At 68.8% G+C, this 22527-nt stretch carries 25 protein-coding genes and 1 riboswitch; of the genes, 19 read left to right on the top strand and 6 right to left on the bottom strand.

Annotation, left to right across the window (positions count from 1 at the left end):
- The first annotated feature begins 1 nt into the window (after window position 1).
- Window positions 2-1366: an HlyD family type I secretion periplasmic adaptor subunit gene (locus tag P2PM1_RS06990; protein WP_208985207.1), complete on the top strand. Its 1365-nt coding sequence runs from the start codon at window positions 2-4 to the stop codon at window positions 1364-1366.
- 11 nt (window positions 1367-1377) lie between these two features.
- Here the strand turns inward: P2PM1_RS06990 and P2PM1_RS06985 are convergent, their stop codons facing one another.
- Window positions 1378-1809: a type II toxin-antitoxin system VapC family toxin gene (locus P2PM1_RS06985; protein WP_208985212.1), complete on the bottom strand. Its 432-nt coding sequence runs from the start codon at window positions 1807-1809 to the stop codon at window positions 1378-1380.
- Entirely contained in the window at window positions 1806-2051 is a 246-nt protein-coding gene (locus tag P2PM1_RS06980) for a type II toxin-antitoxin system VapB family antitoxin (protein ID WP_186387472.1), read from the bottom strand. Before P2PM1_RS06980 ends, P2PM1_RS06985 begins: the two co-directional genes overlap by 4 nt.
- A 141-nt stretch (window positions 2052-2192) precedes the next feature.
- Window positions 2193-2296, top strand: a riboswitch (TPP riboswitch).
- A 130-nt stretch (window positions 2297-2426) separates the two neighbouring features.
- On the opposite strand from P2PM1_RS06980, the gene thiD reads away from it, so the two are divergent.
- The 9 genes from thiD to P2PM1_RS06935 are packed head-to-tail and all read left to right on the top strand — an operon-like array spanning window position 2427 to window position 9061.
- Window positions 2427-3299 (top strand): bifunctional hydroxymethylpyrimidine kinase/phosphomethylpyrimidine kinase, encoded by an 873-nt coding sequence (gene thiD / locus P2PM1_RS06975; RefSeq protein ID WP_371636471.1) that lies wholly within the window; start codon window positions 2427-2429, stop codon window positions 3297-3299.
- On the top strand, window positions 3296-4306 hold the full coding sequence (thiO, locus tag P2PM1_RS06970; protein ID WP_186398625.1) for a glycine oxidase ThiO: 1011 nt from the start codon (window positions 3296-3298) through the stop codon (window positions 4304-4306). The genes thiD and thiO overlap by 4 nt, the downstream gene beginning before the upstream one ends.
- Window positions 4275-4472, top strand: coding sequence for a sulfur carrier protein ThiS (gene thiS / locus P2PM1_RS06965; RefSeq protein WP_097175695.1), 198 nt, complete (start codon window positions 4275-4277; stop codon window positions 4470-4472). Before thiO ends, thiS begins: the two co-directional genes overlap by 32 nt.
- Before the next feature lie 3 nt (window positions 4473-4475).
- Entirely contained in the window at window positions 4476-5249 is a 774-nt protein-coding gene (locus P2PM1_RS06960) for a thiazole synthase (protein ID WP_186398624.1), read from the top strand.
- Entirely contained in the window at window positions 5246-5848 is a 603-nt protein-coding gene (locus P2PM1_RS06955; RefSeq protein ID WP_186387475.1) for a thiamine phosphate synthase, read from the top strand. The genes P2PM1_RS06960 and P2PM1_RS06955 overlap by 4 nt, the downstream gene beginning before the upstream one ends.
- A 39-nt stretch (window positions 5849-5887) precedes the next feature.
- Window positions 5888-6823 (top strand): ABC transporter substrate-binding protein, encoded by a 936-nt coding sequence (locus tag P2PM1_RS06950; protein WP_186387476.1) that lies wholly within the window; start codon window positions 5888-5890, stop codon window positions 6821-6823.
- On the top strand, window positions 6820-7548 hold the full coding sequence (locus P2PM1_RS06945) for a TenA family protein (RefSeq protein ID WP_186398623.1): 729 nt from the start codon (window positions 6820-6822) through the stop codon (window positions 7546-7548). The genes P2PM1_RS06950 and P2PM1_RS06945 overlap by 4 nt, the downstream gene beginning before the upstream one ends.
- Window positions 7545-8279, top strand: a complete 735-nt coding sequence (locus tag P2PM1_RS06940; protein ID WP_186398622.1) for an ABC transporter ATP-binding protein — start codon at window positions 7545-7547, stop codon at window positions 8277-8279. The genes P2PM1_RS06945 and P2PM1_RS06940 overlap by 4 nt, the downstream gene beginning before the upstream one ends.
- Entirely contained in the window at window positions 8276-9061 is a 786-nt protein-coding gene (locus tag P2PM1_RS06935) for an ABC transporter permease (protein ID WP_186387479.1), read from the top strand. Before P2PM1_RS06940 ends, P2PM1_RS06935 begins: the two co-directional genes overlap by 4 nt.
- Here the strand turns inward: P2PM1_RS06935 and P2PM1_RS06930 are convergent.
- Entirely contained in the window at window positions 9058-9714 is a 657-nt protein-coding gene (locus tag P2PM1_RS06930; protein WP_371328909.1) for a thiamine diphosphokinase, read from the bottom strand. The two genes, P2PM1_RS06935 and P2PM1_RS06930, sit on opposite strands and share 4 nt — an antisense overlap.
- Window positions 9715-9806: 92 nt before the next feature.
- On the opposite strand from P2PM1_RS06930, the gene P2PM1_RS06925 reads away from it, so the two are divergent.
- A complete protein-coding gene (locus P2PM1_RS06925; RefSeq protein ID WP_186398621.1) occupies window positions 9807-11150 on the top strand; it encodes an NAD(P)H-dependent oxidoreductase in 1344 nt (447 codons plus the stop codon).
- An 11-nt stretch (window positions 11151-11161) separates the two neighbouring features.
- Here P2PM1_RS06925 and P2PM1_RS06920 read toward each other — a convergent pair whose 3' ends face one another.
- A complete protein-coding gene (locus P2PM1_RS06920; protein ID WP_186398620.1) occupies window positions 11162-12544 on the bottom strand; it encodes an L-serine ammonia-lyase in 1383 nt (460 codons plus the stop codon).
- A gap of 193 nt (window positions 12545-12737) precedes the next feature.
- The gene (locus P2PM1_RS06915; protein WP_186398619.1) at window positions 12738-13445 is read right to left on the bottom strand and encodes a GntR family transcriptional regulator; all 708 of its coding nucleotides are present in this window, start codon (window positions 13443-13445) and stop codon (window positions 12738-12740) included.
- Between the two features lie 128 nt (window positions 13446-13573).
- Between P2PM1_RS06915 and kynU the strand changes: the two genes are divergently transcribed.
- The 8 genes from kynU (at window position 13574) to P2PM1_RS06875 (ending at window position 21255) form a co-directional block, all read left to right on the top strand.
- A complete protein-coding gene (gene kynU, locus P2PM1_RS06910; protein WP_186398618.1) occupies window positions 13574-14836 on the top strand; it encodes a kynureninase in 1263 nt (420 codons plus the stop codon).
- Between the two features lie 17 nt (window positions 14837-14853).
- Window positions 14854-15711, top strand: coding sequence for a tryptophan 2,3-dioxygenase (gene kynA, locus P2PM1_RS06905; RefSeq protein ID WP_186398617.1), 858 nt, complete (start codon window positions 14854-14856; stop codon window positions 15709-15711).
- A gap of 81 nt (window positions 15712-15792) precedes the next feature.
- The gene (gene kynB, locus P2PM1_RS06900; protein ID WP_186398616.1) at window positions 15793-16422 is read left to right on the top strand and encodes an arylformamidase; all 630 of its coding nucleotides are present in this window, start codon (window positions 15793-15795) and stop codon (window positions 16420-16422) included.
- 97 nt (window positions 16423-16519) lie between these two features.
- Entirely contained in the window at window positions 16520-17290 is a 771-nt protein-coding gene (locus P2PM1_RS06895; protein ID WP_186398679.1) for an ABC transporter ATP-binding protein, read from the top strand.
- Complete coding sequence (locus P2PM1_RS06890; protein WP_186387486.1) at window positions 17287-17994, top strand: ABC transporter ATP-binding protein; 708 nt, start codon at window positions 17287-17289, stop codon at window positions 17992-17994. Before P2PM1_RS06895 ends, P2PM1_RS06890 begins: the two co-directional genes overlap by 4 nt.
- 5 nt (window positions 17995-17999) lie before the next feature.
- Window positions 18000-18872 carry a branched-chain amino acid ABC transporter permease gene (locus P2PM1_RS06885; RefSeq protein WP_186387487.1) on the top strand — a complete coding sequence of 291 codons (873 nt, stop codon included), beginning with the start codon at window positions 18000-18002 and terminating at the stop codon, window positions 18870-18872.
- Between the two features lie 14 nt (window positions 18873-18886).
- Window positions 18887-19870, top strand: coding sequence for a branched-chain amino acid ABC transporter permease (locus P2PM1_RS06880; RefSeq protein ID WP_186387488.1), 984 nt, complete (start codon window positions 18887-18889; stop codon window positions 19868-19870).
- A 185-nt stretch (window positions 19871-20055) separates the two neighbouring features.
- Entirely contained in the window at window positions 20056-21255 is a 1200-nt protein-coding gene (locus P2PM1_RS06875; RefSeq protein ID WP_186398615.1) for an ABC transporter substrate-binding protein, read from the top strand.
- 154 nt (window positions 21256-21409) lie between these two features.
- On the opposite strand, the gene rirA is transcribed toward P2PM1_RS06875, so the two are convergent.
- Window positions 21410-21895 carry an iron-responsive transcriptional regulator RirA gene (gene rirA / locus P2PM1_RS06870; RefSeq protein ID WP_186398614.1) on the bottom strand — a complete coding sequence of 162 codons (486 nt, stop codon included), beginning with the start codon at window positions 21893-21895 and terminating at the stop codon, window positions 21410-21412.
- Window positions 21896-22527: the final 632 nt, after the last annotated feature.

Raw genomic sequence — 22527 nt, 5'->3', positions numbered from 1 at the left:
GATGACCCACCCGATGGACAGGGCGGCAGACAGGACGGCAAACGGTGCGTCAGGCACCGCCTCCGCGGTCGATCGCCAGTTGACCCGCAGCGTGCGCCGCCATCTGCTGGCCGCGCTGCTGGTCTCGGTGCTGCTGGTCGGCGGCTTCGGCGGCTTTGCGGCGCTGGCGCGGATTTCCGGAGCGGTGGTCGCGCCCGCCACCGTCGTGGTGGAGAGCAATGTCCGCCGCATCCAGCACCAGGAAGGCGGGATCGTCCGCGAGATCGCCGTGGAGAACGGCGACCGCGTCGCCGCCGGCGACCTGCTCGTGCGCCTCGACGACACGGTGACCCGCGCCAATCTCGCCGTGGTCTCCCGCCAGCTCGTCGACCTCTATGCCCAGGAAGCCCGCCTTGTCGCCGAGCGCGACGGACTTGACGTCGCCACCTTCAACGAGCGCGCCCGCGGCCTTGCCGACGACGACCAGTTGGCTCTGGTCGAGGAGAGCCAGACGAGCCTGATGCAGGCGCGGCGCAACTCCATCGCCGGCCGCAAGGATCAGCTCGCCGAGCAGATCGTCCAGTATCGCAGCCAGATCGAGGGGCTGGACTCGCAGCTTTCCGCCAAGGGTGAGGAGATTGCCCTGATCGAGGACGAACTGGTCGATCTCACCGCCTTGCTCGAAAAGCGTCTCGTCGCCCGCGCCCGCGTCACCGCCCTGCAGCGGGACCGCACCCGCCTCCAGGGCGAGCATGGCGGGCTCGTCGCCAAGATCGCCGAGGTCAACGAGGCGATCAGCGAGCGGCGCATCCTGATGCTGCAGATCGACGAGCAGTCCCGCGCCGAAGTGCTGGAGCAGTTGCAGGACACCCGCGCCCGCATCGCCCGGCTGGAGGAGCAGAAGATCGCCGCCGAGGACCAGCTTCGCCGCGTCGAGATCCGCAGTCCGCATGCCGGGACGGTGCACCAGTTGGCCGTGCACACGGTCGGCGGCGTCGTCGCCTCCGGCGAGACCCTGATGTTGATCGTGCCGCAGGGCGATCTTCTGGTGATCGAGGCGCAGGTGCAGCCGCGCGACATCGCGCAGATCGTGCCGGGACAACAGGCGCGCGTCCGCTTCCCCGGCTTCGACCAGCGCACGACGCCGGAACTCGCCGCCCATGTGCGCACCATTTCCGCCGACCTTGCCCGCGATGCCGTCACCGGCGCGCGCTATTACATCGTCCGTCTGGTCATTCCGGACGAGGAACTGTCGCGTCTCGACGGCGGGCTGCTGGTGCCCGGCATGCCGGCGGAAGCCTTCATCACCACCGAGGAGCGCACGATCCTCTCCTATCTGGTGCGCCCGGTCACCGACCAGATCGCCCACGCCCTGCGCGAGCGGTAGGCGAGGTCCGGTCAGGCGAGATCGGTTCGGGCAAAGTCTTCACCCTTGTAGAGCAGGGCAGTGCCGTGGACCCTGGCGCAGGCATGCGAGAAGCAGTCGCCGAAGTTGAGGGCTGCCGGATGGCCGACCACCTTTCCATAGGCCGCAGCCGCCAGAAGGGCCGCTTCTCCGATCTCGCGGGTGATGGGAACCTCGGTTGCTCCGATTTCGGACAGGAAGTCGCCGACAAGGTCCCGCGCGGCGGCGATCATTTCGGCATCGGAGCGCTGCTGGACGCCTCTGTCGCGTGATGCGGCGCGCGCCAGCGCGAGAACCGCCTCGAACCGCACGAGCGGGGAGGCCAGCAACAGGCTCGGACTGTCGGCCATGCGCTGGGCAATCCGCTCCCAGCCGGTCTCCTGGTTGAGGACGGCGACGATGGCCGATGCGTCGACGAACATCAGTCCTCGTCCCACATCTCGTCGCTGAAGCGTTTCATGTCGAAGTCGGGATTGGGCAATCCCAGCCGGCTCGCCCGGTCCTGCAGCTCCGCCAGTCTTTCGGCCAGCGGCACGGACTTGCGCCGCCTGGCGATTTCGTGGCGCAGGGCGGTTCGAACGGCTTCCGTCTTGCTCGGGGCGTTGGTCAGTTTCGCCAGTTCCTCGGCAAGGGCGGCAACACCGTCATCGCGAATGTAGAGCGGCATCGAAGCCTCCGGCAGATGGTCTCGCCAGGAGACACTATTGTATATCCGCCTTGAATATACAACTGCCGTAGCGGTTTGCGATGCCATTTCCGCGTCGTTCGAGCCCGCTTGACGTCCCCGTCCTTCCCTCCTATCGTGCCGCAAAATTCGTTGGGGTGCCCTGACCGGCTGAGAGACGCGCAACGCGTCAACCCACTGAACCTGATCCGGGTCATGCCGGCGTAGGGAACGAATGCAAGCCCGAACGGCCGCAAGGCCGGGCCTTGCCGCAAGATCGCGGCCATCCGTCTCCCGAAAACCGCTGTCCGGATCGTGTCTTTGACGCAGGCGTCGTTCCCCTTGTCCGGGCGCGCGCCCAGCACGAGCGGGAACGTCGTGGCCAGCAACACGAAACCGGACCATGCCGCAGGCGGCGCGGGCAGAGGGGCGGCCATTGCCCCCGCCATTGCGCTGACCATCGCCGGCTCCGACAGCAGCGGCGGCGCCGGCATCCAGGCGGACCTCAAGACCTTCTCCGCGCTCGGTGTCTATGGCGCCAGCGTCATCACCGCGATCACCGCGCAGAACACCCGCGCGGTGACGCATATCCACGACATCCCGCTCGACGTGGTCGCCGGCCAGATCGCCGCCGTTCTCGACGATCTCGACGTCGGCGCGGTGAAGATCGGCATGCTGTCCTCGCCGGAGATCGTCGCCTGTGTCGCCGCCGCGCTCGCCGACTATGCCGGGCCGGTGGTGCTCGATCCGGTCATCGTCGCCAAGTCCGGCGCCAAGCTGCTGCGCGGGGAGGCGATCGCCGCCTTGAAGGAGCAGTTGCTGCCCCGCGCCACCGTGATCACGCCGAACCTGCCGGAAGCCGCGAGCCTGCTCGGCGAGGCGCCGGTGCGCGATCCGGCGGAGGCCGAAAGGCAGGGCCGTGCCCTGCTGGCGCTCGGGCCGGCCGCCGTCCTGATGAAGGGCGGGCACGGCGAAGGGGCGCAGTGCACCGACCTGCTGCTTGCTGCCGGCGAGCCGCCGCGCGCCTTTACCGCCGAGCGGATCGAGACCCGCAACACCCACGGCACCGGCTGCACGCTGTCCTCGGCGATTGCCGCCGGGCTCGCGAAGGGCCTGCCGCTCGCGGCGGCCGTCGCCGAAGCGCATTCCTGGCTGCATGCGGCGATTGCCGCCGCCGACACCCTGCGTGTCGGCTCCGGGCATGGCCCGGTGCATCATTTCCATGCCCTGTGGCGGGAGGAGGCGCGATGAAAGTCTCCGTCATCGGCGGCGGCGTCGTCGGCCTCTGCGTCGCCACTGTGCTCGCCGAGCGCGGGCAGGAGGTAACGCTGTTCGAGCGTGCCGAGGCGCCGGGCCCTGCCTCCTGCTCCTGGTGGGCGGGCGGCATGCTCGCTCCCTGGTGCGAGGGCGAGAGCGCCGAGGAGCCGGTGGTCCGGCTCGGCCGCGACGCCATCTCCTGGTGGTCGCAGCGCGTCGGCGGCGTCGTCCTCAACGGCAGCCTCGTCGTCGCCCCGCCGCGCGACACGGCGGACCTGCGCCGCTTCGCCCGCCTGACCGAGTGCCACGAGAGCGTCGACGGCGCGCGCATCGCCGAACTGGAGCCGGACCTTGCGGGCCGCTTCCGTCAGGGTCTGTTCTTTGCCGGCGAAGGCCATCTCGACCCGCGCCGGGCGCTCGCTGATCTCGTCGCCCGGCTGCAAGGGCTCGGCGCCGACCTGCGCTTCAACACGGACATGCTGCCGCAGGATGCGCCGGGCGACCGGGTGATCGACTGCCGCGGCCTTGGTGCGGCAGTGGATGTGCCGGAACTGCGCGGCGTCAAGGGCGAGATGCTGGTGCTGCATGCGCCGGACGTTGCGCTGTCGCGGCCCGTGCGCCTGCTGCATCCGCGCATCCCGCTTTATGTGGTGCCGCGCGGCGAGGGGGTGTTCATGGTCGGCGCCACCATGATCGAGAGCAGCGAGCGCTGGCGCATCACCGCCCGCTCGATGATGGAACTGCTCGGCTCCGCCTATACGCTGACCCCCGCCTTTGCCGAGGCGGAGATCCTGGAGACCGGCGTCGATGCGCGGCCGGCCTTCCCCGACAACCTGCCGCGCCTGTTGCGCGACGGCCGCATCCTGCGCGCCAACGGCACCTATCGCCACGGCTACCTGCTGTCGCCGGCGCTGGCGCAGCAGGTCGCGGCCCTGCTTCTCGAACCTGAAACCGAACCGGAGTTCTTCCATGGCCATAACCGTCAACGGCGCTCCGCTTGAGCTTGCGCCGGGGTCGCTGGCCGCGATCCTCGAGGCGCTCGACTATGGCGACGCCATCGTCGCCACCGCCCTCAACGGCGATTTCGTTCCGGCCGAGGAGCGCGCCGACACGCAGGTGCGCGACGGCGACCGCGTCGAGATCCTCGCCCCCATGCAGGGAGGCTGACCCATGCCCGTCTTCTACGGCGAAACCGTCGAAAGCCCGCTGCTGCTCGGCACCGCGCTCTACCCCTCCCCGGCGATCATGGCCGAGGCGGTGCGGGCCTCTGCCTGCGACATCGTCACCGTGTCGCTGCGGCGCGAGTCCGGCTCCGGCCGCGCGGGGCAGGACTTCTGGGGCTTCATCCGCGACCTCGGCGTCCGCGTCCTGCCCAACACCGCCGGCTGCCATTCGGTGCGCGAGGCGGTGACCACGGCGAAGATGGCGCGCGAGGTCTTCGGCACGCCCTGGATCAAGCTCGAGGTCATCAACGACGCCGAGACCCTGGCTCCCGACGTGTTCGGCCTGGTCGAGGCGGCGCGCATCCTCTCGGGCGAAGGGTTCCAGGTGTTCCCCTATTGCACCGAGGATCTCGGCGTTGCCGAGCGGCTCATCGAGGCCGGCTGCGAGGTCCTGATGCCCTGGGGGGCGCCCATCGGCTCGGCCCGCGGGCTCAACAATGTCTATGGCCTGCGTTCGCTGCGCGCGCATTTCCCGAGCGTGCCGCTGGTGATCGATGCCGGCCTCGGCGTGCCCTCCCATGCCGCCGCCGCCATGGAACTCGGCTATGACGCGGTGCTGCTCAACACGGCGGTCGCCAAGGCCGGCGATCCGGTCGCCATGGCGAGCGCCTTCGCCAAGGCCGTGGAGGCCGGCCGCCTTGCCTTTACGGCCGGGGCGATGGAGCCGCGCGACATGGCCGCCCCCTCCACGCCGGTGCTCGGAAAGGCATTTCTCGAATGACCGCCCTCGACCGCTTCTATCCCATCGTCGACAGCGCCGCCTGGATCGACCGCCTCGTGCCGCTCGGCGTGCGTCTCGTGCAATTGCGGATCAAGGACCGCAGCACGGCGGAGCTGCGCGCTGAGATCCGCGCCGCCGAGGCGACCTGCCTTGCGCATGACTGCCTGCTGGTGGTCAACGACTATTGGCAACTCGCCATCGACGAGGGCTGCCGCTTCGTCCATCTCGGCCAGGAAGACCTTGCCGATGCCGATGTCGGCGCGATCCGCCGCGCCGGGCTCGGCCTGGGCCTGTCCAGTCACGACGGTGAAGAGCTGGAGACCGCGCTTGCCGCCTCGCCGGACTATATCGCGCTCGGGCCGGTCTATCCGACCATCCTGAAACAGATGAAATGGGCACCGCAGGGATTGGAAAAGCTTACCGACTGGAAGCGCCGGATCGGCGACATCCCGCTCGTCGCCATCGGCGGCATGAGTGTCGAGCGCGCGCCCGGCGCCTTCGCCGCCGGCGCCGACATCGTCTCTGCCGTCACCGACATCACCCTCAACCAGGATCCCGAGGACCGCGTCCGGCAATGGCTCGCCGTAACGCGGGCCTGATCCTGGACCTCCCTAACCCCCAGCCGAGGTTCGTCACCAATGCGTATCCTGACACTCGTTCTCGCCCTCCTTTTTGCCTTGCCGGCCGCTGCCGCCGACAAGATGACGCTGCTGCTCGACTGGTACGTGAACCCTGATCATGGGCCGATCATCATCGCCAAGGAGAAGGGCTTCTTCGCCGACGAAGGCCTCGACGTCGAGATCGTCGCTCCGGCCGACCCGTCCGCCCCGCCGAAGCTGGTTGCCGCCGGCAAGGCGGAGCTTGCGGTCTCCTACCAGCCGCAGATCCATCTGCAGGTCGCCGAAGGCCTGCCGCTGAAGCGCGTCGGCACGCTGATCGCCTCGCCGCTCAACTGCCTGATGGTCAAGGACGACGGCCCGGTGAAGACCATCGCCGACCTCAAGGGCCGCAAGGTCGGCTACTCCGTCGCCGGCGTCGAGGAAGCGCAGATGCGTGCCGTTCTCTCCCGTCACGGCCTGACGATGGACGATGTCGAGATGGTCAACGTCAACTGGTCGCTCGCTCCCTCCGTCATGTCCGGACAGGTTGATGCGGTGATCGGCGCCTATCGCAATGTCGAGCTGCACCAGATGGAGATCGAGGGCGTCAAGGGCCGTTGCTTCTTCATCGAGGAGGAGGGCATGCCCTCCTATGACGAGCTGATCTATGTCGCCAATCCGGAGCTGATGGACAGGGCGAAGATCGTTCGCTTCCTGGCCGCGACCGAGCGCGCCACCCAGTACATCGTCAACCATCCGGACGAGAGCTTTGCGATCTATGCCGGCACCGCGCCGGAGCTCAACGACGAGCTCAACAAGCGCTCCTGGGCCGACACGATCCGCCGCTTCGCCCTGCGCCCGGCGGCGCTCGACCATGGCCGTTACGTCCGCTTCGAGGAGTTCCTGAAGGAGCACGGCCTGATCGAGACGATCCGTCCGGTGTCCGACATCGCCATCGATGTGAGCGTCCAATGAGCGGCGGCGGGATCATCGTGGCCGGCGATTACGGATCGCCGGTGTTCGGTGCCTGGCGCCGGGAAGCGGCGGGCGACTGGCACGCCTACACGCATCATGCCTTCGTCGAGCAGCTCGGCGCCGGCACGCTGCCGCGGGAGATCTTCCTGCACTATCTGACGCAGGACTATATCTTCCTGTTCCACTTCGCCCGCGCCTGGGCGCTGGCGGTGGTCAAGTCCGAGACGATCGCGGAGGCGCGCTTTGCCGCCTCCATCGTCAACGGGTTGATGGACGCCGAGATGAGCCTGCATGTCGACATCTGCGGCAAGGCCGGCATTCCGGAAGCGGCCTTGCTGGCGGCGGCCGAGGAGCGGGAGAACCTTGCCTATACGCGCTTCGTGCTGGATGCCGGCATGTCGGGCGACTTTCTCGATCTTATCGCCGCGCTGGCGCCCTGCGTCATGGGCTATGGCGAGATCGGCGCAAGGCTTGCCCGCGAGGGCGCGGCCGACACGCCGTACCGGCAGTGGATCGACACCTATGCCGGCGACGGCTATCAGGGCCTTTGCACCAGCGTCGGCGAACTGATCGAGACGTCCATGCGCGGGCGCCTCGGCGAGGCGCCGGCCGCCCTGCCGCGCTGGGCCAGCCTGTCGAAGCGCTTCCGCACCGCCACGCGGCTGGAAGTCGGCTTCTGGGAAATGGGGTTGCGCGGCCCGACGCTCGCCCCGGACCTGACGTGAGCAGGGTAGCGGCCCCCGCCCTACGGCTGACCGGCGACTTCCATCATGCCGGGCGGCCGCTGTTTTCCGGCCTCGATCTCCCGATCTCTGCCGGCGGCTGGACCTGCCTGCTCGGGCCGTCCGGCGTCGGCAAGTCGACGGTGCTGCGCCTGTTTGCCGGGCTCGACACCGGCGGAACGTTCGAGGGCGAAATCTCGGCGAGCGACGGCGCGCCGGTCGCCACCCGCATCGCCTTCATGGCCCAGTCGGACCTTCTGGCGCCCTGGCTCGACGTCGTCGGCAACGTGACGTTCGGCGCGCGCCTGCGCGGCGAGGCGCCGGATCTTGCCCGCGCCCGCGCCCTGATCGAGCGCGTCGGCCTTGCCGGCCATGTCGACAAGCGCCCGGCGAGCCTGTCCGGCGGCATGCGCCAGCGGGTGGCACTCGCCCGCGTGCTGATGGAGGACCGCCCCATCGTGCTGCTCGACGAGCCCTTCGCCGCGCTCGATGCCCGCACGCGGGCGGAGATGCAGGAACTCGCCTTCGAGGTGCTGGAGGGGCGCACCGTGCTGCTCGTCACCCACGATCCGGCCGAGGCCGTCCGCCTCGGCCATCACCTCTTCATCCTGTCGGAGGAGGGGCTGGCGCGGGTCGCCGCGCCCGCCTCGCCGCCGATCCGCGCGGTCGATGCGCCCGAGACGATGGAGATGCAGGCGCGCCTGTTCCGCGCGCTGCGGGGGAGGGCGGCATGACGAGTTCAACCGTCCGCCTGACGCCGCTGCAGCGGCTGCGCGATGCGCTGGTTGCGGTCGCGGTCGCCCTGTCGCTGTGGCAGGCCATCGTCTGGCTCAGCGGCGTTCCGCCCTTCATCCTGCCCGGTCCCTGGCGGGTGGCGGTGACGCTTGCCGACAATATCGGCCTGATCGCCGACCATGCGCTCATCACCATTGCCGAGGTGCTGATCGGTCTCGTCTTCGGCGCCCTGCTGGGTGCTGCCACCGCGCTGCACCTGATGATCTCGCCGGCCGCGCGCCGCATCGCCCTGCCGATCATGGTGTTCAGCCAGGCGGTGCCGGTCTTCGCGCTGGCGCCGCTGCTGACCCTGTGGCTCGGCTACGGCATGGCCTCGAAGATCGCCATGGCGCTGCTGATCATCTATTTCCCGGTGGTCTCGACCTTCTATGACGGGTTGCGCCGCACCGATCCCGGCCTGCTCGACCTTGCCCGCACCATGGGCGCGACGCCCACGCGCACGCTGCTGCATATCCGTCTGCCGGCGGGCCTGCCGGCCTTCGGCTCGGGTCTGAGGCTCGCCGCCGTCTATGCGCCCATCGGCGCGGTGATCGGCGAGTGGGTGGGGGCGTCCCAGGGTCTCGGCTATCTGATGCTGCTGGCCAACGGCCGGGCCAAGACCGACCTGATGTTCGCCAGCCTCTTCGTGCTGGCGGCCTTCGCGGTGGCGCTCTATGGCCTCGTCTCGGTGGCGACGCGGCGGATGGCTTCCTGGTCGCGCGAGAGCCTCGACACGTTTTAAAGTGCACCGAGATGCGGCCGGGCGAGCAGCACCGCGTTGCCGCGCCCGAGGCCGATGCGCAGACCCTCGCCGCCCGCCACCCGGTTGGACAGGGTGAGCGAGGAGCCCATCGGCACGTCGCGGTTCGTGAGCGGCCATTCGACGCCGCGCAGCGTCAGGCCGGCAAGGTCGGAGAGCGCCAGCACCGAGAACAGCGAGCCGGCGGGCAGGTCGATTTCCTGTTCGCCGGGCAGCAGCGGCCAGCCTTCCTCGTGGCCGCTGGTCATCAGCACCGGCAGTCCGCGCGCCCTCAGCGCCGCGCCCTGCAGCAGGTTGCCCATGGCGTGGTCGAAGCGCTCGCCGCCGAAGGCGCCGGCGATGACGAGGCCGCTGGCGCCGCGCGCGATCGCTTCCGCCGCCGCCAATTCCCCATCGGTCATGTCCTTCGCCTCCGGGTGGCGTTGGCGCGGCACCTCGCGCCAGGCGGCGGTGAGGTCGCCGCCGCTGGAGTCGAAGTCGCCGACCCACAGTTCCGGACGCAGGCCGAGCGGCGTCGCGTGGCGGATGCCGCCATCGGCGGCGATGGCCCGCGCGCCGGCGATCTGTCGCAGAAGCCGCTGCGTCGGCGTGAGATCCCCGCCGAGCAGGATCACGAACGGCGCCCTTCCGATCATCGGTCCGTCCTCCATGCAATAGGAGATATTGCGAAATCTGCCTTGTAATATCGGCTTTTTCCCGGCCATGCTCCCGCAAAAGGGAGGACTGCATGAATCTGTCCAACATGCTTGCCCATCGGGCCGAGACGGGTCGCCCGGTGCGTGTGGCTTTGATCGGTGCCGGAAAGTTCGGCTCCATGTACCTGACCCAGGCCCGCCTCACCGTCGGCGTGCATGTGGCGGCGATCGTCGATCTCGATCCGGCCCGCGCGCGCCGCACGCTGGCGACCTGCGGCTGGCCCTCGGAACAGTCCGCCGCGGCTTCGCTGGACGACGCCTGCGCCAGCGGCGCCACCTTCGTCACCAATGATCTTGCCGCCGTGCTGTCGGACGGCCGCGTCGAGGTGGTGATCGAGGCGACCGGCGATCCGGCGGTCGGCATCCGCCATGCGCTTGCGGTGATCGAGGCCGGCAAGCATGTGGTGATGGTCAATGTCGAGGCCGACGTTCTCGCCGGGCCGCTGCTCGCGCGGCGGGCCGAGCAGGCCGGCGTCGTCTACTCGCTGGCCTGGGGCGACCAGCCGGCGCTGATCTGCGAGCATGTCGACTGGGCGCGCGCCTGCGGCTTCAAGGTCGTGTGCGCTGGCAAGGGCACCCGCTACCTTCCGACCTATCACCAACTGACGCCGGAGACGGTCTGGGACGTGCTGACCCAGTATCTGCACATCACCGACCGCAGCCTGATCAACCCGAAGATGTTCAACTCGTTCCTCGACGGTACCAAGTCGGGCATCGAGATGACGGCGGTGTGCAACGCCACCGGCCTGCTGCCCCAGCCGGACGGGTTGTCCTTCCCGCCGGCGAGCCGCTTCGAGCTCTCCACCGTGCTGCGGCCGAAGGAGGCCGGCGGCAGCCTGCCGATCACCGGCACCACCGAGGTCGTCTCCTCGCTGACGCGCGACGGCGCCGACGTGCCGCATCACCTCGCCATGGGCACTTTCGTGGTGATCGAGGGCGAGACGGATTACGCCCGCCAGTGCTTCCGCGAATATCACATGCTGGAGGACGAGACCGGCCGCTATGCCGCGCTCTATCGGCCGACCCACATGATCGGCATGGAGCTCGGCCTGTCGGTCGCCTCCGCCGCCCTGCGCAAGGAGCCGACCGGCATGCCGCGCGGCTTCGTCGCCGATGTGGTGGCGACCGCCAAGCGCGATCTCAAGGCCGGCGAGATGCTGGACGGCGAGGGCGGCGCGACCGTGTGGGGCAAGCAGCAGCCGGCCTCTGTGTCGCTGGAGCGCGGCCTGCTGCCGCTCGGCCTTGCCGCCCATGTCAAGCTGCTGCGCGATGTCGCGGAAGGAGAGATGCTGCGCTGGGACGACGTCGCCATCGACACGACCCAGACGGCGGTGCGCATCCGCCGCGAGATGGAGGCCGCCTTCAGCGCCGGCTGACGCGTCAGTCCTCAGCAGGCCACGACATTGACCGCAAGTCCGCCCTTCGAGGTTTCCTTGTACTTGTCGGTCATGTCGAGGCCGGTCTGGCGCATCGTCTCGATGCAACTGTCCAGCGGCACCAGATGGGTGCCGTCGCCCCGCAGCGACAGCGAGGCGGCGGTGACCGCCTTGACCGCGCCGAAGGCGTTGCGCTCGATGCAGGGCACCTGCACCAACCCGCCGATCGGATCGCAGGTCATGCCGAGATGGTGTTCGAGCGCGATCTCGGCCGCGTTTTCCACCTGCTCGTTGGTGCCGCCGAGCGCGGCGCACAGGCCGGCGGCCGCCATCGCCGAGGCCGAGCCGACCTCGCCCTGGCAGCCGACCTCCGCGCCCGAGATCGAGGCATTGGCCTTGATGATGCCGCCGATCGCCGCCGCGACCAGCAGGAACGAGCGGATGCCGGCCTGCGTGCAGTCGGGGCAGTGGTCGAGATAGTAGCGCAGCACCGCCGGCACCACGCCGGCCGCCCCGTTGGTCGGCGCGGTGACCAGCGTGCCGCCGGCCGCGTTCTCCTCGTTGACCGCCATCGCATAGACGCCGAGCCAGTCCATCACCGTGTGCTGGAAGGGGCGGTTTTGCCCGGTCTCTCCGACCAGCTTGGCGTGGATCTGATGCGCCCGCCGCTTGACGTTGAGCCCGCCGGGCAGGGTGCCGTCGCGCGACAGTCCGCGCTCCAGGCAGGCGTTCATCACGCTCCAGATGCGGTCGAGCCCGGCCTCCAGGTCGCCGTCGGGATTGCGCGCGATCTCGTTGCGTCGCTTCATCTCGGCGATGGACAACCCGCTGTCGCGGCCCATCGCCAGCATTTCCGCCGCGGTCTTGAAGGGGAAGGGGACGCCCGCCTCCACCGTGCCGGCCATCGGCTCGCTCTGCGCGGCAAGCTCCGCCTCGCTGACGACGAAGCCGCCGCCGACCGAGTAGATCGTGTCCTGCGCCAGTTCCGCGCCGTCTGCGTCGAAGGCGCGGAAGATCATGCCGTTGGCATGGCCCGGCAGCGGCGGACCGTAATCGAAGACGAGATCGGCGGCAGGGTCGAACGCCATGTGGCCGACGCCCTCCACCGCCAGGCGCTTGTCGCGTGTCAGCTTCGCGATCTCGTCCTCGATGCAGTCGGGATTGATCGTCGCTGGATCGTGGCCGAGCAGGCCGAGGCAGATCGCCCGGTCGCTGGCGTGGCCCTTGCCGGTGAAGGCGAGCGAGCCGTGCAGCGACACGGCAAGGCGTGCCGGCTTCAAGCTCCGTTCGCGCAACAGGTCCAGGAAGCGCGCGGCCGCCACCATCGGCCCCATCGTGTGCGAGGACGACGGGCCGATGCCGATCTTGAAGATGTCGAAAACGCTGATGAACACATGACCCTCCCGAAACCGCCGGCGTGTCGCCGGTGCGCGCGGATCTCTCCCGCACCCGCCGCGCGGCGGCGATCATGCGTCGGGAATCGGCCCGTGTCACCCGTTGCCGGGAGGCGTGACGGATTGGGGAAAATCCCTGTCGCTTTCGCAAGTCGCGACAAAGGCCTCACGCGTTCCCCCTCAGGCGTCCCCCTTAAGCGTCTTCGGGCCACAGGAAGGCGTAGACGGCGAGCGAGAAGCCGATGTGCTCGGCGAGCAGCGCCACGGCGCCGGCGCTGTCTCGGGCGAGCGTCGCCTCCATCAGGGCGGTGTGATGGGCAAGGCCGAGCGTGCGCCCGACGAGGGCGCGGAGATCGGCCATGGCCGCCGGGGAGAGCCCGTGCCGGCCGGCTGGGTCGAACAGCATGTGCCGGTGATGGCGCTGCAACTGCTCGGTGATCTGCTGCTGGAAGCGGGCAAGGCTGTCGGAGCGTCCGGCCGACAGCAGCGCGGCGTGGAAGGCATCGTGCCGTTCCTCCCACAGCGACATGCCGGCATCGTCGGCGCCGGGCTCCGGCGGTGGGGTCAGCGACAGGCGGTGATGGGCGGCGACGATCCGTGCTTCCCAGTCGGCGTCTCCCGACTCGATGGAGCGCACCAGCAGCGTCTCCTCTACGGTGCGGCGGGCAAGCTGCAGGTCGCGGATCGCGGCGGCGGAGACCGGCGCCACCCGGTAGCCGCGATTGCGCTCGGAAACCACCAGCCCTTCCGCCTCCAGCCGCGACAGCGCCTCGCGCAGCGGCGTCCAGCCGAGGCCGTAGCGCGCCTTCAGTCCGGCGACGACCAGCGACGCGCCCGGCGCGATGCGGCTGCGCAGCAGGTCGGCCTTCAGCCGCTCATAGGCTTCCTCGGTCTTGGCCATGGGCTTCCGTGCGGCGCCGTCGAACCCTCCGGCGCGCTGGTTTCGATATAATCAGGCATATTATATATAATCCTTGGCACTTGTCGTCCACCCTGTTAGGATCGCCCGCGTCAGGACAGGAGACGGACATGCTGACAGGCCAGGACGCGGCCGGCGGAGCCTCGAACGGGGCTCCCGACATTGCCGCACGCGACCGCGACGACCCGCTTGCCGGCAAGCGCGCGCTCTTCTCGATCCCTGACGGCGTGATCTATCTCGACGGCAATTCGCTCGGCGTGCTGCCGAGCGCCGTGCCCGCCCGCCTCGCCGAGGCGGTTGCGAAGGAGTGGGGCGAGAGCCTCATCCGCGCCTGGAACGAGCATGGCTGGATCGACCTGCCGCAGCGCGTCGGCGAGCGCATCGCCCGCCTCATCGGCGCCGCGCCCGGACAGGTGACGGCCTGCGACAGCACCTCGGTCAATGTCTTCAAGGTTCTGGCGGCCGCGCTGGCGCTGCGCCCCGAGCGCAAGGTGATCCTCTCCGACAGCGGCAATTTCCCGACCGACCTCTACATGGCGCAGGGCCTGCGCGACCTGCTCGGCCGGGGTCACGAGTTGAAGATTGTCGCGCCGCAGGAGGTCGAGGCGGCGATCGGCGAGGATGTCGCCGTCGTCATGCTGACCGAGGTCGACTATCGCACCGGCCGCCTGCACGACATGGCGGCGATCACCGCGATCGCCCATGCCGCCGGCGCGCTGACCATCTGGGATCTTGCCCATTCGGCCGGCGCGCTGCCGGTGGCGCTGGACGCGGCCGGCGCGGATTTCGCCGTCGGCTGCGGCTACAAATATCTCAACGGCGGCCCCGGCGCCCCGGCCTTCCTCTATGTCGCGCAGCGCCATCTCGATCATGTCGCACCGCCGCTGACCGGCTGGATGGGCCATGCTGCGCCCTTCGCCTTCGATCTCGACTACCGGGCGGATGCCGGCATCGGCCGCATGCGCGTCGGCACGCCGGCGATCCTGTCGCTGACGGCGCTGGAGGCGGCGCTCACCGCCTTTGACGGCGTCGACATGGCGGCGCTGCGCGCCAAGTCCATCTCGCTGTCGGAGCTGTTTCGCGCCGAGGTCGAGCGCCGCTGTCCGGAGCTGGAGCTCGCCAGCCCCCGCGATCCGCGCGCGCGCGGCAGCCAGGTCTCCTTCCGCTTCGAGCAGGGCTATGCCCTGATGCAGGCCTTGATCGCCCGCGGCGTCATCGGCGACTTCCGCGCGCCGGACATTGTCCGCTTCGGCTTCACTCCGCTCTACCTCTCCCATGCCGACGTGATCGCCGCCTGCGACATCCTCCAGGAGATCATGGAGACGCGTGCCTGGGACCGGCCGGAGTTCCACAAGCGGGCGAAGGTCACATGAGCGGCGAGGGAGGAGAGATGGTCACGCGCAGCCCCTATGCCAGCGGCCCCTTCGATCCGGCCGAGGACGGCGCCGAGATGGAATTCGACGGTCGCATGTCCTATGGCGACTATCTGTGCCTTGGCCGCATCCTGACGGCGCAGAACCCGCTGTCCGAGGCCCATGACGAGATGCTGTTCATCATCCAGCATCAGACGTCGGAACTGTGGATGAAGCTCGCCATCCACGAACTGGCCGCCGCCAAGGCGCGCATCGCCGCCGACGACCTGCCGCCGGCCTTCAAGATGCTGACCCGCGTCTCGCGGATTTTCGAACAGCTCACCGGCGCCTGGCAGGTGCTGCGCACCATGACGCCCTCGGAATACACCCTGTTTCGCGGCGATCTCGGCCAGTCCTCCGGCTTCCAGTCGCATCAGTACCGGGCGATCGAGTTTCTCGCCGGCAACAAGAACGCGGCGATGATGCGCCCGCATGCGCATGTGCCGCGCATTCATCACTGGCTCGACCACATCCGCCGCGACACCAGCATCTATGACGAGGCGATCCGCCTGCTTGCCCGCTCCGGCCTGCCGGTCGACGAGGCGCATCTGGCCCGCGACGTCTCGCAGCCCTATGAGCGCAACGACAGCGTCGCCCGCGCCTGGCTGGAGGTCTATCGCGACCCGCACCGTTACTGGTCGCTCTATGACCTCGCCGAGAAGCTGGTCGATTTCGAGGACTATTTCCGCCGCTGGCGCTTCAACCACGTCACCACGGTGGAGCGCATCATCGGCTTCAAGCGCGGCACCGGCGGCACCTCCGGCGTCATGTATCTGCGCCGGATGCTTGAAGTGGTGCTGTTTCCCGAATTGTGGGAGATCCGCGCCGACATGTGAGCGCGGCGCGCTATATGCCTTCGGGAACGGGGCCGGCCTTGGGAGGGGCTTGATGGGAAAGGGCGTCATGGGAGGGGCTTCATGCCGACGGGACTGATCGACATCACGCCGCCGCTGCGTCCGGGCGCTGCGGTGTTTCCGGGCGATGCGCCCTACCGGGTGGAGAGAACCTTCGCCATCGGTCCCGGCTGCCCGGTCAACGTCACCTCCGTCTCGCTCTCCACCCATTGCGGCGCCCATGCCGACGCGCCGCTCCATTACGATGCGGCCGGCGCCGCGATCGATGCCCTGCCGCTGGCGGACTTCATCGGCCCGGCCCGGCTGATCGATGCGCGCGGGGAGGGCCCGCTCTGCCTGCCTCACGAAATCGAGCGATATCTCGACGGCGCGCCGCCGCGCGTGTTGCTGCGCCTTGCCGAGACGCTCGATCCGCAGGTCTGGCCCGAAGGCTTTCGCGCGCTTGACCCCGAGACGGTGGACCTGCTCGCCGCTCATGGCGTGCGTCTCGTCGGTGTCGACGTCCCCTCCGTCGATCCCGAAACCTCGAAGGATCTGCCCGCCCATATGGCGTTTCGGCGCCACGACATGCGGATTCTGGAAAATCTCGCCCTCGCCCATGTCGAAACCGGGGATTATGAGTTGATCGCCCCGCCATTGAAGCTAGAAGGGCTCGACGCGGCGCCGGTGCGCGCCCTGTTGCGGCGCCTTTAGGGCGCGCGACAATGCCAGCGGCAGGAAGAGCGGCCGGAAAGGCCGCCGCATCGGACCGAATGGTCCCGGCGAGGGTAGGATGAGCGGACAGGACATGATGCTGGAGGTCGAGGACCTCGTGATGAGCTATGGCGGCTTCCGCGCCGTCGACGGCTGCAGCTTCTCCGTGCGCGAGGGCACGATCACCGGGTTGATCGGACCCAACGGCGCCGGCAAGACGACGACGTTCAACATGGTGGCCGGCGCCATTCCGCCGACCTCCGGGCGCATCCGCTATCTCGGGCGCGACGTCACCGGCCTTTCCACCGACAAGCGCTTCCATCTCGGCCTGGTGCGCACCTTCCAGATCCCGCACGAATTCCACCGGCTGACGGCGCTGGAGAACCTGATGATGGTGCCGCCGCGCCAGTCGGGCGAGGGGCTGCTCGCCAACTGGCTGTCGCCCGGCCGGGTGCGCGCCGACGAGGAGCGGGTGCAGGCACGCGCGCTCGAGACGCTGGCCTTCCTGGAACTGTCGCATGTGGCGGACGAGCGCGCCGGCAACCTGTCCGGCGGCCAGAAGAAGCTGCTGGAGCTCGGCCGTACCATGATGACGGACGCGAAGCTCGTGCTGCTCGACGAGCCGGCCGCCGGCGTCAACCGCACCCTGTTGCGCAAGCTGGAGGAGAAGATCGCCATTCTCAACCGCGAGCGCGGCTACACCTTCGTCCTCATCGAGCACGATATGGAGATGATCGAGAAGCTCTGCGACCCGGTGATCTGCATGGCCGAGGGGCGGGTGCTGATCGAGGGCGACTTCGCCACCGTGCGCTCCGACCCGCGGGTGCTGGAAGCCTATCTCGGCGAGAGCGTGGGAGATGCCGCATGAGCGACATTCTCGACATGCGCGACGTCGTCGGCGGCTATGGCGAGGCCGACATCCTGCAAGGTGTGACCCTGCGCGCGGCCCCGTCCGAAATCGTCGTCATCGTCGGCCCGAACGGCGCCGGCAAGTCGACGGCGATGAAGGCGATCTTCGGCCTGCTGCATGTGCGCGGCGGCACGATCCGGGTCGACGGGGCCGACGTCACCGGCCTTGAGCCCAACCGTATCGTCGAGGCCGGCGTGTGCTACGTGCCGCAGGTCAACAACGTCTTCCGCGAGATGACGGTGCACGAGAACCTGGAAATGGGCGCCTTCCTGCGCTCCGGCGACCTGTCGGCCGCCTATGACCGGGTCTATGCCCTGTTCCCCGACCTCAAGGAGCGGCGCAAGGCGCTCGCCGGCAACCTGTCCGGCGGCCAGCGCCAGATGGTCGCCATGGGCCGGGCCCTGATGCTGGAGCCCAAGCTGCTGCTGCTCGACGAGCCGACGGCCGGGCTTTCGCCGAAATACATGGAGCAGATCTTCCAGATCTGCCGCGACGTGCGCGACACCGGCGTGACCATCCTCCTGGTCGAGCAGCACGCCAAGCAGGCGCTCGCCTTCGCCGATCGCGGCTATGTGCTCGCCTCCGGCGCCAACCGGCACGAGGGCACGGGCGCCGAGCTCCTCGCCGACGAGGATGTCGCAGCCATGTTCCTGGGAGGCTGATCGCCATGGGTGCGATGGAAATCGTCAACTTCTACCTGGTGCCGGGCATCGTCGTCGGGTCGATCTATGCGCTCGGCGCGGTCGGCATCACCCTGGTCTTCGCGATCCTGCGCTATGCCCATCTCGCCCATGGCGACCTTGCCACGCTCGGCGCCTTCCTGGCGCTGGCCGTGGTCACGCTGGGCGGCGTCTCTCCCTATGTCGCGCTGCCGGTGGCGATGGCGGTGACCGCGGCGGTCGCCGTCGGCATCGACAGGACCTTCTACGCCTATCTGCGCGAGCGGCCGAAGATCGTCACGGTGATGGCCTCGCTCGGCGTCGCCTTGATGGTGCGTGCCGTCGTGCAGATCGTATGGGGGGTCGATTCCCAGACCTATACCCGCGGCATCGTGCGGCCCGAGAACTGGTTCGGCATCCGCATCCGCGACCGCGAGCTGATCACCGTTCTGGCCATGGTCGGGCTTGTCGTCGCGCTGCAGCTCTTCCTGAAATACAGCAAGTGGGGCAAGGCGATGCGGGCGATGTCCGACAATCCGGACCTTGCGCTCCTGTCGGGCGTCGACAACCGCAAGGTCGTGCTGCTCACCTGGACGATCGTCGGCGCCCTGTGCGCGGCGGCCGGCGTCTTCCTCGGCCTCAACTACGAGCTCAAGGCGATGATGGGCTGGTCGATGCTGCTGCCGATGTTCGCCGCCGCCATTCTCGGCGGTGTCGGCCGCGTCGAGGGCGCGGTGCTCGGCGGGCTGATCGTCGGCATCGCCGAGGAGATGTCGGCGCTTGTCCTGCCGACCGAATACAAGGCGGCGACTGCCTTCGCCATCCTGCTGTTGATGCTCCTTGTGCGGCCGACCGGCCTGCTCAAGGGCAAGGTCTTGTAAGGAGGTCGCGCGCGATGGAATGGCTCGGCTTCGTCAACTACGCCGTCTTCATGGCGATCTTCATCGGCATCTATGCGCTGCTGGCGCTGGGGCTGAACATCCAGTGGGGCTATACCGGCCTCTTTAACGCGGGCATCGCCGGCTTCTTCGCCGTCGGCGCCTACACGTCCGCGATCCTGACCACGCCCTTCGTGCCGGGGCGCGTCGGCGGCTTCGACCTGCCGGTGCCGGTCGGTTGGCTGGGCGCGATGGTGGCGGCCGGGCTGATCGCCTGGCCGATCGGCAAGATCTGTCTGCGCCTGCGCTCCGACTATCTCGCCATCGCCACCATCGGCGTCGCCGAGATCATCCGCCTCGTCGTCAAGTCGGAAGGCTGGCTGACCAATGCGGCGCGCGGCATCACCAACATCCCGCGTCCCTTCGGCGACCTTGCCTACACAATGTCGCAGCTTGCCTATCTCGCCATCGTCGCCGGCGTGCTGCTCGCCGCCTATCTCCTGGTCGAGCGGCAGTTCGCCTCGCCCTGGGGGCGGATGATGCGGGCGATCCGCGACAACGAGGATGCGGCGCGGGCCATGGGCAAGGACGTGCCCTATCGGCGGCTCGAGGCCTTCATCTTCGGCTCGGCGCTGATGGGGCTCGGCGGCGCGCTCTTCGTCCATTTCAACCGCACGATCACGCCGGAGGCGATCGACCCGATGGTCGCGACCTTCCTGGTCTGGATCATGCTGATCCTCGGCGGCTCGGGCAACAATCGCGGCGCCATTCTCGGCGTTGCCGTGGTCTGGATCATCTGGTCCGTGTCGGAGATCGTCACCGACCGGCTGCCGCATGAATACGCGGTCAAGGCGAAGTACCTGCGCGTCTTCCTGATCGGCCTGATGCTGCAACTGGTGCTGCGTTTCCGCCCAGAGGGGCTGCTGCCCGAGCCGCGGGGCAAGGGGCGCCGGCCGGAGGCCGCGGCGCAAGGTGCACGCCCGCCGGCGGCATCCGATTGAGGCTTGTGAGGGCGGCGCGTTTCGGTTGAAACTGCCGCCACCGGGCAGCCGGGCGACCGGCTGCCGCAAGCGCGGAAAGCGGCATCCACGGCACGGCCTGCGGGCCCCGGGAGCCGCCTCCGCGAGACAGCGAACGGCCGGCGAGACTTCGCACCGGCCGGATAACCACAAGGTGGAGGTTCATCATGAAGACGTTGCGTATCGCGGCCCTCGCCGCCCTTCTGGGAGCGACGGCGCTTGCGGCGCCCGCCCATGCGGACGTGAAGATCGGCCTGCTCGGCGGCATTTCCGGTCCGATCGCCGCCATGGCCCCGGCGATGATCGACAGCGCCAATCTCGCCATCAGCCAGGTCAACGAGGCCGGCGGCATCCTCGACGGCCGCAAGCTGATCGGCGTCGTCGGCGACAGCGCCTGCAACCCGCAGAACGCCACCGACGCGGCGACCAAGGCGGTCAACCTGGAAGGCGTCATCGCCATCGTCGGCCCGCATTGCTCCGGCGCCGTGCTCGCCGCCGCCAATTCGGTGACCATCCCCGCCGGCGTCACCATCGTCACCCCGTCGGGCACCTCGCCGGAGATCACGTCGCTCCAGGACAACGACACCGTCTTCCGCACCGTGCCCTCCGACGACTATCAGGGCCGGGCGCTCGCCCGCACCCTGCTGGAGCGCGGCACCACGAAGGTGGCGGTCGCCTATCTCAACAATGACTACGGCAAGGGCCTTGCCGAGGCGTTCCGCGCCGAGTTCGAGGAAAAGGGCGGCGAGATCGCCGGCTTTGCCGCGCATGAGGGCGAGCGGGCGTCCTACCGCTCCAACCTGGCCGACCTTGCCGCCGGCGGCGCCGACACGCTCGTCATTCTCGACTATGGCGACGGCTCGGGCCTGACCATGCTGCGCCAGGCGCTGGAAAACGGCTTCTTCGAGAACTTCGTCGGCGGCGACGGCATGAAGTCCGACGCGCCGATCCGCGAGCTCGGGGCCGACAACCTGACGACCTTCATCGCCTCCGCGCCGGTCGGCCAGCAGTCGGACGCGCTGGAAGTCTTCAACAAGGCCTTCTCCGACATCGGCGGCGATCCGAATGCGATCTTCGTCACCACGTCCTATGACGCGACCTTCATGCTGGCGCTGGCCATCGAGAAGGCCGGCGCCGACAAGTCGAAGGTCTCGGCGGCGCTGCGCGAGATCTCCAACGGCGAGGGTGAGCCGATCCTGCCGGGCGAGTGGGCCAAGGCGAAGGAACTGATCGCCGCCGGCACCGCCATCGACTATCGCGGCGCGGCCGGCGAGCACAATTTCGACGAGGCCGGCGACGTGCCGGGCGCCTATGCGCTGTTCAAGGTGTCGGGCAGCACCTTCGAGGTCATCGCCGAAATGGAGTGAGTCCCGATCCGGCCGGGGCGGTTCGCTCCGGCCGGATTCTCCCCTCAATGGGGAGCCGAAAACGAAACGGCGGCCTTACGAGGGGCCGCCGTTTTCGTGTCGTCTGTCGGGATCGGCGCTGCCTGCGTCTCAGGCGCCAGGGTCTCTATGCGCCTCAGGCGCCGGCGCCCTGCAGGCTCGTCGCCTTGCTCTGCGCGGCGATCTCCGGATCCATCTTCAAGAGGAAGCGGATCTCGGTGCGGTCCTCGGCCAGCTCGGCGATGGTGTGGGAATCGAGCACCGTCATGAAGGCCTCGAGCGCCTCGTGCAGCAGCCCGTTGAAGCCGCAGGAGGTGATCAGCGGACAGTCCTTGCGGCCCGACTCGAAACACTCAGCCAGCAGGAAGCTTTCTTCCGCCGCGCGGACCACTTCGCCGACGGTGATCTCCGCCGCTGGGCGGGCGAGCAGGATGCCGCCGTTGCGGCCGCGCAGGGTGCGCACGAAGCCGCCATCGACAAGAACCTTTAGGATCTTGAAGAGATGGGTCTCCGACATCTCGAAGCTGGCCGCGATATCCGCGACACGGCTTGGCGATCCGGGATTTGCCGCACAGTAAATCAGGGTGCGGACGGCGTAGTTGGTCTGCTGGGTCAGGCGCATGGGCATAGATATGCGGTGCCGGGGCGCCCGCGTCAACGGCTTTGACGAAAAAACCTAACCAAATGAGTCAAGTTTACGCGCGCCATTGTGCCGCAGCGGCAGTTCGAGGGGCTTCCGGGCCGGATCGGGATGGCCGTTCCGTCTGGACGTCGTGGCTGGTTTCGGGTCGCGGCTTCGCCTTGCCCGGAATGACGAAAAGAGAGGGCGGCGCGCAGGAGGACGCAAAGAGGGGCGTGAGTGAGGCGGGCGGGGAGGCGGGCGTGAGGCGGGAGCGCTTCGCCACCTCCCCGGCTGTCATACCTGCGAAGGCAGGTATCCAGTATCCGCCGGGGCGGAGGGTGGCGTGACGGCGGCAACCTCCGACCGCCCGGCGGTAGCGCCGAAGCTTGAGCCTCGCGACCTGTGGTTACTGGGCCCCTGTTTTCGGCTTCACTGAGACCGGGACGACAGCCGAGGAGTAGGGCTCGGCCGGCGCGCCCTCTCCATCGCTCTGGCTGCCAATAGTCCCCGGCTCTCCGGCTTCGCCTGCGGCCGGGGTTGTTTGTTTGCATTGGTGGTAGAGTTTGGGTGGTCTCCCGGACACACCCGTCCGGGAGACCAGCGGCCGGCGACCGTGCCGGGGTCGGGTTTGC

Origin of the sequence: Stappia sp. P2PMeth1 (assembly GCF_900185735.1) — a bacterium.
Classification (GTDB): Bacteria; Pseudomonadota; Alphaproteobacteria; order Rhizobiales; family Stappiaceae; genus Stappia.
The sequence above is the reverse complement of the archived record's forward strand: the minus strand, read 5'-3'. Positions and strand labels throughout refer to the sequence as shown.

What these genes read in the sequence shown, in the direction of transcription:
- P2PM1_RS06990 (WP_208985207.1), top strand. Translation starts at nt 2, where the DNA reads ATGACCCACCCGATGGACAGGGCGGCAGACAGGACGGCAAACGGTGCG.
- P2PM1_RS06980 (WP_186387472.1), bottom strand. Translation starts at nt 2,051, where the DNA reads ATGCCGCTCTACATTCGCGATGACGGTGTTGCCGCCCTTGCCGAGGAA.
- thiO (WP_186398625.1), top strand. Translation starts at nt 3,296, where the DNA reads ATGAAAGTCTCCGTCATCGGCGGCGGCGTCGTCGGCCTCTGCGTCGCC.
- thiS (WP_097175695.1), top strand. Translation starts at nt 4,275, where the DNA reads ATGGCCATAACCGTCAACGGCGCTCCGCTTGAGCTTGCGCCGGGGTCG.
- P2PM1_RS06960 (WP_186398624.1), top strand. Translation starts at nt 4,476, where the DNA reads ATGCCCGTCTTCTACGGCGAAACCGTCGAAAGCCCGCTGCTGCTCGGC.
- P2PM1_RS06955 (WP_186387475.1), top strand. Translation starts at nt 5,246, where the DNA reads ATGACCGCCCTCGACCGCTTCTATCCCATCGTCGACAGCGCCGCCTGG.
- P2PM1_RS06950 (WP_186387476.1), top strand. Translation starts at nt 5,888, where the DNA reads ATGCGTATCCTGACACTCGTTCTCGCCCTCCTTTTTGCCTTGCCGGCC.
- P2PM1_RS06945 (WP_186398623.1), top strand. Translation starts at nt 6,820, where the DNA reads ATGAGCGGCGGCGGGATCATCGTGGCCGGCGATTACGGATCGCCGGTG.
- P2PM1_RS06935 (WP_186387479.1), top strand. Translation starts at nt 8,276, where the DNA reads ATGACGAGTTCAACCGTCCGCCTGACGCCGCTGCAGCGGCTGCGCGAT.
- P2PM1_RS06930 (WP_371328909.1), bottom strand. Translation starts at nt 9,714, where the DNA reads ATGATCGGAAGGGCGCCGTTCGTGATCCTGCTCGGCGGGGATCTCACG.
- P2PM1_RS06925 (WP_186398621.1), top strand. Translation starts at nt 9,807, where the DNA reads ATGAATCTGTCCAACATGCTTGCCCATCGGGCCGAGACGGGTCGCCCG.
- P2PM1_RS06915 (WP_186398619.1), bottom strand. Translation starts at nt 13,445, where the DNA reads ATGGCCAAGACCGAGGAAGCCTATGAGCGGCTGAAGGCCGACCTGCTG.
- kynU (WP_186398618.1), top strand. Translation starts at nt 13,574, where the DNA reads ATGCTGACAGGCCAGGACGCGGCCGGCGGAGCCTCGAACGGGGCTCCC.
- kynA (WP_186398617.1), top strand. Translation starts at nt 14,854, where the DNA reads ATGGTCACGCGCAGCCCCTATGCCAGCGGCCCCTTCGATCCGGCCGAG.
- kynB (WP_186398616.1), top strand. Translation starts at nt 15,793, where the DNA reads ATGCCGACGGGACTGATCGACATCACGCCGCCGCTGCGTCCGGGCGCT.
- P2PM1_RS06895 (WP_186398679.1), top strand. Translation starts at nt 16,520, where the DNA reads ATGCTGGAGGTCGAGGACCTCGTGATGAGCTATGGCGGCTTCCGCGCC.
- P2PM1_RS06890 (WP_186387486.1), top strand. Translation starts at nt 17,287, where the DNA reads ATGAGCGACATTCTCGACATGCGCGACGTCGTCGGCGGCTATGGCGAG.
- P2PM1_RS06885 (WP_186387487.1), top strand. Translation starts at nt 18,000, where the DNA reads ATGGGTGCGATGGAAATCGTCAACTTCTACCTGGTGCCGGGCATCGTC.
- P2PM1_RS06880 (WP_186387488.1), top strand. Translation starts at nt 18,887, where the DNA reads ATGGAATGGCTCGGCTTCGTCAACTACGCCGTCTTCATGGCGATCTTC.
- P2PM1_RS06875 (WP_186398615.1), top strand. Translation starts at nt 20,056, where the DNA reads ATGAAGACGTTGCGTATCGCGGCCCTCGCCGCCCTTCTGGGAGCGACG.
- rirA (WP_186398614.1), bottom strand. Translation starts at nt 21,895, where the DNA reads ATGCGCCTGACCCAGCAGACCAACTACGCCGTCCGCACCCTGATTTAC.